This window comes from Dolichospermum sp. UHCC 0259, assembly GCF_009711935.1.
In the GTDB taxonomy this organism is placed as follows: Bacteria; Cyanobacteriota; Cyanobacteriia; order Cyanobacteriales; family Nostocaceae; genus Dolichospermum.
In genome coordinates this window covers 1-13,600 of the sequence record NZ_VIKX01000181.1, presented here as the reverse complement: position 1 = coordinate 13,600, position 13,600 = coordinate 1, and the positions used below count along the sequence as shown (strand labels likewise).

General features: G+C 36.9%; 13 protein-coding genes and 2 pseudogenes. 14 read left to right on the top strand and 1 reads right to left on the bottom strand.

The features are described from left to right. Nucleotides 1-6 precede the first annotated feature (6 nt). The 8 genes and pseudogenes from FJR05_RS14040 to FJR05_RS14010 all read left to right on the top strand — a co-directional run bounded on the left by FJR05_RS14040 (nt 7) and on the right by FJR05_RS14010 (nt 7,753). Nucleotides 7-975, top strand: coding sequence for a MoxR family ATPase (locus FJR05_RS14040; protein ID WP_168633796.1), 969 nt, complete (start codon nt 7-9; stop codon nt 973-975). A gap of 343 nt (nt 976-1,318) precedes the next feature. Beyond that, entirely contained in the window at nt 1,319-3,991 is a 2,673-nt protein-coding gene (locus FJR05_RS27335; RefSeq protein ID WP_168644673.1) for a formylglycine-generating enzyme family protein, read from the top strand. Between the two features lie 183 nt (nt 3,992-4,174). Beyond that, entirely contained in the window at nt 4,175-4,519 is a 345-nt protein-coding gene (avd, locus tag FJR05_RS14030) for a diversity-generating retroelement protein Avd (RefSeq protein ID WP_168644672.1), read from the top strand. A 2-nt stretch (nt 4,520-4,521) separates the two neighbouring features. Beyond that, complete coding sequence (locus FJR05_RS14025) at nt 4,522-5,598, top strand: RNA-directed DNA polymerase (protein WP_168644671.1); 1,077 nt, start codon at nt 4,522-4,524, stop codon at nt 5,596-5,598. 21 nt (nt 5,599-5,619) lie between these two features. After that, a pseudogene (locus FJR05_RS27985) lies at nt 5,620-5,862 on the top strand (hypothetical protein); the annotation flags it as partial. A 403-nt stretch (nt 5,863-6,265) separates the two neighbouring features. After that, entirely contained in the window at nt 6,266-6,556 is a 291-nt protein-coding gene (locus FJR05_RS14020; protein WP_168644670.1) for a BrnT family toxin, read from the top strand. Further along, entirely contained in the window at nt 6,546-6,839 is a 294-nt protein-coding gene (locus FJR05_RS14015) for a hypothetical protein (RefSeq protein WP_168644669.1), read from the top strand. Before FJR05_RS14020 ends, FJR05_RS14015 begins: the two co-directional genes overlap by 11 nt. A gap of 80 nt (nt 6,840-6,919) precedes the next feature. Beyond that, nucleotides 6,920-7,753, top strand: a complete 834-nt coding sequence (locus FJR05_RS14010) for a formylglycine-generating enzyme family protein (protein WP_168644668.1) — start codon at nt 6,920-6,922, stop codon at nt 7,751-7,753. A gap of 649 nt (nt 7,754-8,402) precedes the next feature. On the opposite strand, the gene FJR05_RS14005 is transcribed toward FJR05_RS14010, so the two are convergent. Continuing rightward, the gene (locus FJR05_RS14005) at nt 8,403-8,573 is read right to left on the bottom strand and encodes a chlorophyll a/b-binding protein (RefSeq protein ID WP_027402036.1); all 171 of its coding nucleotides are present in this window, start codon (nt 8,571-8,573) and stop codon (nt 8,403-8,405) included. A gap of 250 nt (nt 8,574-8,823) precedes the next feature. Between FJR05_RS14005 and ald the strand changes: the two genes are divergently transcribed. The 6 genes and pseudogenes from ald to FJR05_RS27980 form a co-directional block, all read left to right on the top strand. Beyond that, nucleotides 8,824-9,915: an alanine dehydrogenase gene (ald, locus tag FJR05_RS14000; protein WP_168644667.1), complete on the top strand. Its 1,092-nt coding sequence runs from the start codon at nt 8,824-8,826 to the stop codon at nt 9,913-9,915. Nucleotides 9,916-10,280: 365 nt separating this feature from the next. After that, nucleotides 10,281-11,339, top strand: coding sequence for a PstS family phosphate ABC transporter substrate-binding protein (locus FJR05_RS13995; protein ID WP_168644666.1), 1,059 nt, complete (start codon nt 10,281-10,283; stop codon nt 11,337-11,339). A 4-nt stretch (nt 11,340-11,343) separates the two neighbouring features. Continuing rightward, a complete protein-coding gene (locus FJR05_RS13990) occupies nt 11,344-12,039 on the top strand; it encodes an MIP/aquaporin family protein (protein ID WP_168644665.1) in 696 nt (231 codons plus the stop codon). A 10-nt stretch (nt 12,040-12,049) separates the two neighbouring features. Further along, nucleotides 12,050-12,667, top strand: coding sequence for an arsenical resistance protein ArsH (gene arsH / locus FJR05_RS13985; RefSeq protein WP_168644664.1), 618 nt, complete (start codon nt 12,050-12,052; stop codon nt 12,665-12,667). Between the two features lie 62 nt (nt 12,668-12,729). Further along, nucleotides 12,730-13,131, top strand: coding sequence for an arsenate reductase, glutathione/glutaredoxin type (arsC, locus tag FJR05_RS13980; RefSeq protein WP_174783704.1), 402 nt, complete (start codon nt 12,730-12,732; stop codon nt 13,129-13,131). Nucleotides 13,132-13,384: 253 nt separating this feature from the next. Continuing rightward, a pseudogene (locus FJR05_RS27980) lies at nt 13,385-13,543 on the top strand (arsenical-resistance protein); the annotation flags it as partial. Nucleotides 13,544-13,600: the final 57 nt, after the last annotated feature.

Here is a 13,600-nt window from a genome sequence, read left to right as displayed (position 1 = left end):
ATTCTTATGACAGACTGGAAAATATTTAAAGGTAACAATACACAAGATACAAACTGGACTCTTCCAGAACCTCCCAGTTGGCGAGATTTTAATAATAGTGAAAGCGACCCCAAAAAAAGACGCGCAGAAACATTTCAAGCACGTTCAGAAGAAATAGACTTAGTAAATGCGGCTTTATATTTACGACGACCTTTATTAGTAACAGGTAAACCAGGAACAGGTAAAACTTCTTTAGCCTATGCTGTAGCTTATGAACTAGGATTAGGAGAAGTATTACATTGGCCAATTACCACCCGCACCACGCTAAAAGATGGACTTTATAATTATGATGCCATAGGACGTTTACAAGATGCTAAAGATAAAGATAAAGACAAAGACAACTTAGCAGAAATTGGTAAATATATTAATTTAAGTTCACTGGGAACAGCTTTACTACCATCTGACAAACCCAGAGTTTTATTAATTGATGAAATTGATAAAAGTGACATTGATTTACCTAATGATTTACTACATATTTTTGAAGAGGGAGAATTTGAAATACCAGAACTAAGGCGCATAGCTGATAAACTAGATCGGGTAGAAGTACAGACAGCATATAAAGATCAAAAAGCCACTATTGAAAAAGGTAGAATTCGCTGTACATCCTTTCCTTTTGTGATTTTAACCAGTAATGGTGAACGAGATTTTCCTCCTCCCTTTTTAAGACGTTGTATCAGATTAAATATTCAAGAACCAGATAAAACAGAATTAGAACGAATAGTTAAAGCACATCTACAGTTAGATGATGAACTATCTGAAAAAGCGGATAATTTAATTGAGCAATTTCTCAAAAAACGTCAAAATGGGGAATTAGCAACAGATCAACTTCTTAACGCTGTTTACTTAGTTACTAGAGAAAATTCACCAACAGGGACAACTAAAGATGATTTGATTGAGAAAATATTAAAGTATTTAGATAGTTCCGAGGATTCATGATTAAGAAGTAAATAATTGTAGGTTGGGTTAAACGAAGTGAAACCCAACATTAAGAGGTTGTTTGAAAAGTATTATATGAAACCCATAATCTCCAAAAACCTAACCCCCCTACCCCCCTTCCCTGCAAGGGAATGGGGGTTTTAAAGCCTCTCCCCTTGCAGGGGAGAGGTTTGGAGAGGGGTCTGTTTACACATTAAAAACTTTTAAAACATCCTCTAAGGGGAGATAGTGAAGTTTGGTGTTGGGTTTCGTTCCATTGCTTCGCAACGCTGACGCGAACAACCCAACCTACAGATGATTTGATTGAGAAAATATTAAAGTATTTAGATAGTTCCGAGGATTCATGATGAACAGGTTGATTAAACTTCTACAACACCTAGAACTGGACATGAGTGCAGAAGAAATTGCTGATGCTATTTGGTTAGCAAACCAGATCAAATTACCATTAGCAATTACATCTGTTGATGAAGTTACTCAACCAAATCAAATTTCTCAAACTGAGATTTCTAAATTACCTCAACGAGAAAGTTATCAAAATTTAGATGCTTCGGATGATTCTACAGTAGAAAACACTCAAGAAACTACAGCTAAAGCTTATACAAAAAATGGTGTAGATTCTATTTCTCAATCTAATTATACTGAAAAATCAACCTCTGAAAAATCAAAACCTGCATCATCAGGAGTACCTTTTAAATCTCCTGCTGTTGCTGCTTTACCTAATGCTTTAGAAATTGGTAGGTCACTCCGTCCATTGATGCGGAAAGTTCCATCTCGGATAAAATTTGTTTTAGATGAAGAAAATACAGCCCAACAAATAGCGGAAAATGATGTTTGGATACCAGTTTTAAAACCTGCGCGAGAACGTTGGTTAGATTTGGTGATAGTTGTTGAAGAAAATCGCGCGACTGTAGTTTGGGAAGAAACTATCAATGAGTTTCGCAAATTAATGGAAAGACATGGAGCTTTTAGAAATGTTTATACTTGGAATTTATGCACAAATGATGGTAAACCGCAATTTTTTCACCAGCAGAGAAAAGCCACAAAAAAACAACGTTCCCGCAGTCCCAAAGAACTATTAGAACCTAATGGTAGACGTTTAATATTATTAATTAGTGATTGTATTTCCTCTTTATGGTGGGAAGGAGAAATACATAATTTATTAGAATTATGGTCTAAACAAGTCTCGGTAACAATTCTGCAATTATTACCGGAACAATTATGGGAACGCACTGTTTTAGATTTGGGTATTTCCGTTTCTTTAAGTGCGATTGAACCAGGTTTACTCAATTCTCAATTGACTATTCATGATTTCCCTTTCTGGTTAGAAGAAAAACCCAATCAAGCGTTAAAGTTACCTATTGTGATTTTAGAACCTGAATCTTTAGAATATTGGGCAAAAGTGATTGCAGGTACAGGTAATATTGACACAGTGGGTATTTTATTTATGCCTAATTGGCAAGATTTAAAACCCACAGATAAATTATCCAGTTCACAAACAACAAAAGATCCAGAATCATTAGTTAATAAATTTTATCATAGTGCTTCACCTTTAGCGAGAAGATTAGCAAATTTGATGTCTTCTGCACCTGTAAGTATACCTGTAATTCATCTGATTCAAGAAAAAATGTTGCCACCACCAAGAAAGCCAATTATTTTGGCGGAAATTTTTATGAGTGGTTTGTTAGAACCTAAGTTAATTAGTACAGACAATCAACCAGAAAAGTGGCAATATGATTTTGTTGAGGGAGTGCGAGAAGTTTTATGGCGTTCTGTAAGATTAACAGAAATTGAAGCCATGTTCAAAGCTGTTTCTGAATATATATGTCAGAAAGCTGGTATATCAATTAGAAGTTTTCCTGCATTGCTATTTCCTAATTCTGGTTTGGATGAAAAAACAAAGGCAGAAATTTTCCCCTTTGCTGAGATTAATCAAAAAGTATTGCGTCAGTTAGGGGGAGATTATGCTAGGTTAGCAGAACAGTTATTACAAGAATCTGAAAAAAATGTAGTTCCGGTTCCTGAATCTCCTACATTTGTTGAAATTACAGGTTTACCAGAAATAAAAACCTTTGAATTTGAATTTGCTATTATCACAGAAGATGATACATCTATTAACTTAGTACCTTTTGATTTTACATTTGCCAAGATTAAGTTTAAAAAATCAGGCTTTTTGAGACAAACAAAAAAACTGAGTATTAACAAGCAACAAAAACAAGTACACCAATTTATAGAAGACTTAGGTAATGGCATTCAATTAGAAATGGTAGCCATTCCTGGTGGAATTTTTATGATGGGTTCACCAAAAAATGAACCAAAACGCATCGAATCGGAAAGTCCCCAGCATCAAGTTACAGTGTCACCGTTTTTATTGGGTAAATATCCTATTACCCAAGCACAATGGCAAGCAGTAGCGGCTTTACCTCAAGTCAACCAAGAACTAAAATTAGACCCATCATATTTTAAAGGAGCAAATCGCCCTGTAGAATCGGTTTCTTGGCATGATGCAGTGGAGTTTTGTGCTAGATTATCAAATCATAGTCAAAGACCCTATAGACTGCCTAGTGAAGCGGAATGGGAATATGCTTGTCGAGCGGGAACAACCACACCGTTTCATTTTGGCAAGACCATTACCACAGATTTAGCTAATTATAGAGGTACAGATGATAAAGAATATAAATGGTCGGGTTCTTATGGTGATGGACCCAAAGGAGTTTATCGAGAAGAAACAACAGAGGTAGGTAGTTTTAAAATAGCTAATGAATTTGGATTATATGATATGCACGGAAATGTCTGGGAATGGTGTCAAGACGATTGGCATAATAATTATAAAGATGCGCCTACAGATAGTAGCGCGTGGATAAGCGATGAAACGAGTAATGACAGAATGCTGCGCGGCGGTTCTTGGATCTTCTATCCTGAAGTTTGCCGTTCGGCTTTTCGTCTCTATGATGATGCGGGCTTCGTCAACAACCTTTACGGTTTTCGTGTTGTGTGTGGTGCTGCGTGGACTCTGTAGCCCTTTTTACTCTTGCTCTTTTGCCCTTTTCCCTTCTTTCCTTTACCCTTACAAGCGTAGTGAAACGGAGCGATCTTAAAATTTTTTGTCTGAACCAGGATCTACGATTACTGAGCGAAGTCGAAGTACAGGATTTAAGGATTTACAGGATGATTTAGTAGTTGGGAGTATAGGCTTTTATAAATGAACGAATTACCAATAATTCAAAAAACTTATGATTTAATTAAGTGGTATGTGCCAATTCTTAACCGTTTGCCACAGAATCATAAATTTATGTTAGGTAACAGGATAATTACTGGACTTTACGATTTATTAGATGCCTTAATTGTGGCTAAATATGCTGCTGATAAACTAGAGCAATTACAATCTTTAAATAGTAAAATTGATATTTTACGTCATCAAACCCGTTTGTTATTAGACTTTGAACTGATAAAAGTACAACGATATGAATATGTGACACAATTAATCAATGATATTGGCACAGATTTAGGAGCATGGATTAAACAACAACGTAAACGGCAAACATAGTCATGAAACGATATGGTAATCTCTGGTTACAGATAACTGAATTTGAGAATTTATTAATAGCAGCCAGACAAGCTCAAAAAGGCAAGCGATTTCGAGAGAATGTTTTAGAGTTTAATTATCACTTAGAATCAGAATTAACACAAATTAAATATGAATTAGAAACTAAAACTTATCAACCAGGCGATTATCACACCTTTCATATTGTAGAACCCAAAAAACGGATGATTTCTGCTGCACCTTATCGAGATAGAGTGGTTCATCATGCTTTATGTAATATTATAACTCCAATTTTTGAAAAAACATTTATTTATGATTCCTATGCTAATCGGGTAGGTTTTGGTACTCATCGCGCCTTACGCAGATTTACAAAATTTGCTCGGTCTAGTCGTTATGTTCTACAATGTGATATTTGTAAATATTTTCCCAGCATTGATCACGAAATTCTGAAATCTCTGTTGCGTCGAAAATTGAAATGTCAAGAAACTTTATGGTTAGCTGATATGATTATTGATAATAGCAATGCACAAGAAGCTATTTTAAATCATTTTCCTGGTGATGATTTATTTACCCCATTACAAAGAAGACAGGGTTTACCAATTGGTAATCTTACCAGCCAATTCTTTGCTAATATTTATTTGAATGGTTTTGATCATTTTATTAAAGAAGATTTACAAGCTAAAAAATATGTTCGCTATGTAGATGATTTTGCTTTATTTGCGGATGATAAAGAATTTTTAGCTGATGCAAGAGAAGCAATAGAAAATTATTTATCTAAATTAAGATTAAAAATTCATCCTGTTAAAAGTCAATTATTTGCAACTTGCAAGGGAGCGAATTTTTTAGGGTTTCGGGTTTTACCTGACAGGATTCGAGTCCGCACAGAAAATTTAAGACGTGCTAAAAGACGACTTCGACAAATGCAGCAAGATTATACTCAAGGTAAAATAGGAGACAAGGAAATAATACAATCAATTCAAAGTTGGTTTGCTCATTTAGAACATGGTGATACTTGGCAGTTACGACAACAGATATTAGCTAGTTTGGTTTTACCAGAGAGTGTTTATCATCAATTCTGTTAGCATTGTAGATGGGACAGGCAACCCCGAATGCTGCGCGGCGGTTCTTGGATCAACAATCCTGAAAATTGCCGTTCGGCTTATCGTAACTATAATGATGCGGGCTTCGACAACAACAATAACGGTTTTCGTGTTGTGTGTGGTGCTGCGTGCGCTCTTTTGTTCCAGAACTGGCGGATGGGAATTCGTCGGGCGCGTATAAAAAGAGTCCAGACCTGTTCCAGTGATGTCGGTAACGGCATCCAAAAATCAAACTCGGTGAGGTAGCTTAGTAAGCTTGCGGAAAGGTTGCTTCACCGATACAAAAAAGTTAATCTTTGTGATTGTCTGAATCAGGATCTACGATTACTGAGCGAAGTCGAAGTACAGGATTTGGGGATTTACAGGATGGTTTGTCCGTTTTGGTTATAGGTTTTCTGATACTGATTGTTATTGATTGTTTTATTGAGCTATGACTAAAAATATAAAATAAAATATCCTGTTAATCCTTTAATCCTGTACTTCGACTTCGCTCAGTAATCGTAGATCCTGATTCAGACACAAGTAACAAATACAGATGGTACTAATATATAACCGTAGATATTTTAGCTTGAGGAGGGTAAATGGCAGGGGTGGTAAACATATTTTTTGATGAGTAGTTAGTTAATGAATAAAGGAAATTAAGTAAATAATGAATTTTGTTTACCAAACTCAGGGAATTGAGTTTGAATGGGATATCAATAAAGCTGAGAGCAATTTTATTAAACATGGTGTTAGATTTGAAGAAGCAGTAGAAGTGTTTCTTGATCCTTTTTATCAAAAGGGAGATGCCAGTGACAATAATGAAGAAAGAGATTTTATTTTGGGTTATTCATTATCACAACGTTTATTATTAGTTGTTTATGTAGAACGACAAAGTAGAAACAGAATCATTTCTGCTCGTTTAGCAACAAAAAGCGAAAGGAGATTATATGAACAATAATGAAGAACTGAAATTACAACTGCGTCCCCGTGCTACAGAAGTGGTGTCTATCAAAATACCTACGGATACCTTAGCTTCTTTGGAAGAAGTAGCTGCTGATAAAGATATGTCTATAGAAGCCTTGTTAAAATTTTATATTGGGCAAGGTTTACGAGAAGACATAGCCAAGTTATTTAATGAAAGATTATTAAATACAACTGCACAGGTTTTATCACGTCATTTGCAATCAGAAGAAGCTGTTTCTCAAATTATGCAAGAAATTAAAGCGGAAACGATTAAATAAAGTAAATTACCCTGTTAATCCTTTAATCCTGTACTTCGACTTCGCTCAGTAATCGTAGATCCTGATTCAGACAAAAAATCATGCCCAAAACTATTATTAAACGTTATAAAAAAACGGCTCAATATTTTACCGAAGATTTGGGAAATGGCATTGAATTAGAAATGGTATTAATTCCTGGTGGCAGTTTTATCATGGGTTCACCAGAGGAGGAACTAAAAAGTAGAAGTAATGAAAGACCTCAACATGAAGTTACCATTAAACCTTTTTGCTTTGGTAAATATTCTGTTACCCAAGCACAATGGCAAGCAGTAGCGGCTTTACCTCAAGTCAACAAAGAACTAAAATTAGACCCATCTGAGTTTAAAGGTGATGGTTCGACTTCGCTCACCAACCATCGTCCTGTAGAATCGGTTTCTTGGCATGATGCGGTGGAGTTTTGTGCCAGATTATCAAATCATAGTCAAAGACCCTATAGGTTGCCCAGTGAAGCGGAATGGGAATATGCCTGTCGTGCCGGGACTACTACACCATTTCATTTTGGGGAGACAATTACCACAGATTTAGCTAATTATAATGGTAACTATACTTATGGTGATGGAGTTAAAGGAGTTTATAGAAGAGAAACAACAGAAGTAGGAAGTTTGAAAATAGCGAATGAATTTGGATTATATGATATGCACGGCAATGTGCGGGAGTGGTGTCAAGACGATTGGCATAATAGTTATGAAGATGCGCCTATAGATGGAAACGCATGGATAGTTAATAAAGCTAAAAGTGACAAGGTGCTGCGCGGCGGTTCTTGGATCTACGATCCTGAGGATTGCCGTTCGGCTTATCGTTACTATGATGATGCGGGCTTCGACGACGACAATAGCGGTTTTCGTGTTGTGTGTGGTGCTGCGTGGACTCTGTAGCCCTTTATACTCTTGCTCTTTTGCCCTTTTTCCTTCTTTCCTTTACCCTTGTAAGCGTAGTGAAACGGAGCGATCTTTAAATTTTTTAGTAGGGAATTACATTCGCCGCAAACTTTTCAAATATCCTCTTAGAAATTAAGTAGGTGAACAGAATAAAACCAAAGTGTGTAAAGAAAAGTAAAATCGCCCAAAGCTTCTTCACTTTTGCCTCTTGCCTTCCCATAAGTTTCCAAATGCACCCGAAATTACAGCAGATAATTTAATGGCTATGCTGAAAACTCTGAAAATTTGAATGCTTATTTAATGCAGGTGATAAAATAGGAATAAATGTCAGTTTATCTGTGTTTTTATTGTAGCTTATCCTCTGCTAGTTCTACATTTCGCAGCTAGTAGTTCGTCAAATTTATTTTGACGGGTAATGATGGGAAAAAACTTCTGTTTTCCCTCCCCTACTCCCCCTACCCCCTCTTCTCCCCCTACTTGCCTTTACCCGTCATTTTTGGATTGGCAGACTACTAGGGAAGACAGACTGTGAGGACAAAAATCCACCAAAAACAAATGTAGAGACATTCCAGAGAACGCCTCTACACTCAATTCATACTTTATTAGACTATGGCACGCCAGCTATCAGTAACGCCAAATTAGAAGTCTACTTTAAACCAAGCCACGCAAGTACGCCTTGATTGGTAACGTATTCAATTACCACCATTAAAATAAAGCCAATCATTGCCGCTCTGCCATTTAAACGTTCAGCATATTCATTGAAACCAAATTTAGGTTCTTCTAATTTGGGGGTAATGGTTGGTTGTTGTTGTGTCATAATCAGTGATTCCTTTCTTGATAATTGGCAAACAAAAATTTACAGAGATTTTTCAAGTAAATTGCTGAAGATGGTCGTCGGTACTTAACAATTTTTAATTATTCTTTATCTATTGTAAGAAGACTGGCGGATTAGTCAAGGTGTAGGGTGAGGGAGAATAAAAATTTTGCATTTTGAATTACTGAATACGGAAATAATCAGCTAGGTACTGGCACGCTAAAGTGAAACAATAAAATATAAGAGGCTATCAATGGAAATTGGTGTACCCAAGGAAACTAAAGATCAAGAATTTCGAGTAGGTTTAAGTCCTTCCAGTGTTCGGGTATTACGAGAAAACGGTAATAATATTTTTGTAGAAAGTGAAGCTGGTACTGGCGCGGGATTTACTGATGAAGACTACCGCACTGCTGGTGCAGAAATTGTCAATACTGCCGATGCTGCTTGGAATCGGGAGTTAGTTATTAAGGTAAAAGAACCTTTAGTGAGCGAGTATAAGTTCTTGCAAAAGGAGCAATTGTTATTTACTTATTTACATTTAGCGGCGAATCGCCAATTAACAGAATATTTAATTGATTGTGGCACTTGTGCGATCGCTTATGAAACCGTAGAACAACCAGGAGCAAATAAACTCCCCTTACTCACCCCCATGAGTATTGTTGCTGGTCGGTTAGCCGTCCAATTTGGCGCAAGATTCCTAGAACGTCAACAAGGAGGCAGAGGCGTACTTTTAGGCGGTATCCCCGGAGTCAAAGCTGGTAAAGTCGTAATTTTAGGTGGTGGTGTAGTTGGTACAGAGGCCGCTAAAATCGCCGTCGGTATGGGTGCATTGGTGCAAATCTTAGATGTTAACGTCGAACGTCTATCCTACCTAGAAACCCTCTTTGGTTCGAGAGTAGAACTACTTTACAGCAACTCCGCCCATATTGAAGCCGCCGTCAAAGATGCCGATTTACTCATTGGTGCAGTCTTAATTCCCGGCAAAAAAGCCCCCATTCTCGTATCTCGTGAACTAGTTAAACAAATGCGACCCGGTTCAGTGATTGTAGATGTCGCCGTTGATCAAGGTGGCTGCGTTGAAACATTATACCCTACATCTCACACCAAACCAGTGTATATTGATGAAGGAGTAGTGCATTATGGCGTTCCTAATATGCCAGGAGCAGTTCCTTGGACATCCACACAAGCCCTAAACAACTGCACCTTACCCTATACTGTCCAGTTAGCAAATTTGGGACTAAAAGCCTTAGACATTAACCCAGCCCTAGCAAAAGGTTTAAACGTCCAAAATCACCGTCTTGTACATCCTGCTGTGCAAGAAATGTTTCCCGATTTAGTTGGGTAATTGATGAAACAGGGAATTTTTATTCCTTTTCCTTATGACTACCGGGCGCAGACCCTGCGCCCCTACCTCCTAACTACTTCTTCAGTCCAAAACCTGCTAAGGAATGAGACAAAATTAATTACATAATTGATTTTTCTGTTCCCTGTTCCCTCTCTCAACAAGTAAATTTAATTTTGTCTGACTACTTACTCAGATTGAGGCTGGAGCAAAGTAAGCAGCTAAAAGCACTATATAAACAATACATCAATTTTTTTTGATTAGTTTTTATATCTGAATGGTAAAGTAAATGTTGACATATAGACTTTTTTTGAAATAATAAGTACATAGGATCAAAAGTCTACTCACTAATTATACAGGTGAAATCAGTGAATAAAACAGCAACCAAAATAGTCTTAACCTTCGGAATATTAGCATTGACAAGCAGTTTTACAAATACCCTTGGTCTTGCCCAAAATATTCAAAAACCAAATGAAGCGACAAAAGTTACTAACTCTGCCACTGACGCACTTATCAAAGTAGATGGTTCTAGTACCGTATATCCCATTACCCAGGCTATAACCAGAGCATACCAAGCCAACCTAAAAAATAATAGTCGAGTACAAGTAAATATTTCCGGTACTAGCGGTGGCTTTGAAAAATTTTGTACTGGTAAAATAGATATCAATAATGCTTCTCGGCCCATTAATCGGTCAGAAATGGTAGCTTGCAAAAAAAATGGCGTAAGTTATATGGAATTACCCGTAGCTTTTGATGCCCTAACCATTGCTGTTCACCCTCAAAACACTTGGGTAAAAGATATTACAGTAGCCGAATTGAAAAAAATCTGGGAACCTGCGGCTGAAAAAAAAATTACAAAATGGAATCAAGTCCGCGCTTCTTGGCCAGACCGCCCCATTAAATTATACGGCGCTGGTGGTAAGTCTGGAACATTTGATTATTTTACCGAAGCAATTGTCGGTAAAGCCAAAGCCAGCCGCAAAGATTACACAGCCAGTGAAAATGATGAAGTTTTAGTTGCAGGTATTAGTAAAGATCCTGATGCTTTAGGTTACTTTGGTTATGCTTACTACCAAAAAAACAAAGATAAGTTAAAACTTGTAGCAATTAATAGTGGTAAAGGTGCTGTTTTACCATCACCAGAAACAGTAGAAAAAGCCAAATATCAACCACTTTCTCGACCTCTATTCATATATGTCAATCTTCGGTCTAGTAAAAACAGAACTTTGCTGTATAACTTTGCGGATTTCTACATTAAAAATGCGGCAAAAATAGTCAGTTCTGTTGGCTATGTTCCCTTATCAGAGGAAGCTTACAAACTTAATTCTGTCCACTTGTATAAAGGCAAAGCCGGAACAGTATTTGGTGGTAAATCAGAGTTTAACCTAACTCTTGGACAATTATTACGCAAACAAAAGCAATTTTAATTTGATGAAGTCATTTTTCCAAGAAATTTATCAATTCAGGACAGAAGTTTTAGCAGAAACAATTGGGACTTTTATCTTAGTATTTGCTGGTACTGGTGCTGTAATGGTTAATAACATCAGTCAAGGTGCTATCACCCATATCGGCATCAGTTTTGTATTTGGGGCTGTAGTCACTGCATTAATTTATAGTTTAGGACATATTAGTGGCGCACATTTTAACCCCGCCGTAACTCTAGCATTTTGGACGAGCGGATTTTTTCCAAAAAAGCAAGTATTGCCATATATTTTTGCCCAATTATTAGGATCTATATTAGCCTCTAGTTTACTATTAATTAGTTTGGGAAATGTGGCTAATTTAGGGGCAACGTTACCTTTAAATGGCAATTGGTGGCAATCTTTTATATTAGAAATAGTTCTCACTTTCATTTTAATGTTTGTGATTTTTGGATCTGGCTTAGATCGTCGCGCCCACATAGGTTTTGCAGGTTTAGCTATTGGTTTAACAGTGGCATTAGAAGCAGCTTTTATGGGTCCGATTACTGGTGCAAGTATGAATCCTGCTCGTTCTTTGGGGCCAGCTTTAGTAGGAGGAATTTGGCAACATCATTGGGTTTATTGGGTAGCACCAATTTTAGGTTCACAGTTTGCCGTCATAGTTTATGGCATGATTTCTCATGGTTTTCGAGATTTTAATGAATAAAGGCATAACAATGACAAATTTCGATCATCCCCCCAGAATATTATTTTTATATGGTTCTTTGCGTGAACGTTCTTACAGTCGTTTGTTAGCAGAAGAAGCTGCAAGAATTATCCAAGAATTTGGTGCAGAAGTTCGGTTTTTTGATCCTCGTGAATTACCAATTTATGGTAGTGTTAGTGATACTCATCCCAAAGTTCAAGAACTGCGAGAATTGAGTACCTGGTCAGAGGGTCAAGTTTGGTCTTCTCCAGAAATGCACGGTAACATTACCGGAATTTTGAAAAACCAAATTGATTGGATTCCTTTGAGTATTGGTGCAGTTAGACCAACTCAAGGCAGGACTTTAGCAGTCCTGCAAGTAAGTGGCGGTTCTCAATCTTTCAACGCTGTTAATACCATGCGAATTTTAGGGCGTTGGATGCGAATGTTTACCATTCCTAATCAATCATCTGTAGCCAAAGCTTATCAAGAATTTCATGAAAATGGAACAATGAAAGATTCCTCTTATCGTGACCGAGTAATTGATGTCATGGAGGAATTATATAAGTTTACGTTGCTGTTACGTGATCAGGTTGATTATCTCACAGACCGCCACAGTGAGCGTAAAGAAAAAGCTGCTAAAAACTAGATCCTTGACTTCTTTAAGAAGTCGAGGATCTGAAAAACCTTTATTTAACAACTAAAAAAATCATGAAAAAAGTAATGTTTGTTTGCAAAAAAAATTCCCGTCGTTCTCAAATGGCAGAGGGTTTTGCAAAAACTTTAGGAGAAGGTAAAATTGCCGTAGCTAGTTCTGGTTTAGCATCAAGTCATATCGATCCTATTACTGTTGAAGTTATGGCGGAAATTGGCATTGATATTAGTAATCAAACTTCTAAAGCTTTAAGTGATTTTAATCCTGAAGATTTTGATGCTGTCATATCTCTGTGTGGTTGTGGAGTCAATTTACCAGAAGCATGGATATCAAGAGAAGTCTTTGCAGATTGGCAACTTGATGATCCTGAAGGTCATGGTATTGATACTTTTCTCCGTGTTCGTGATGAAGTTAAGGAAAGAGTGATTCAATTGATAGAAGATTTAACCATTTCATAGCTATAGCTTGGAAAAGGAGAGATTAATATTCCTCTGCCTAAAGAGATGCTATATAAACAGGTGTATCCTACCTTAGTGGGATGACTCCAACATCTATTTGAGTTTAAATGAATCACAAGATCCCCGACTTCTTCAAGAAGTCGGGGATCTGATCTAAATTGAGATGAATTAAGTGAAATCTATAACTCAAAAACTGATTATCAAACGCCTTTCTTTTCTTGATCGCTTTTTGACACTGTGGATATTTATCGCAATGGCAACCGGAGTCGGTTTAGGATATTTTTTCCCCACAGTAGAAGTTTTTATTAATCATTTCCAAATAGGAACTACCAACATCCCTATTGCTATTGGTTTAATTCTGATGATGTACCCAGCTTTAGCAAAGGTAAAATATGAAGAATTAGGAGATGTATTGTAACTGTTCACACTCCCCCACTAAAAAGGAATTAGGAAGTAACAGGGATAGGAG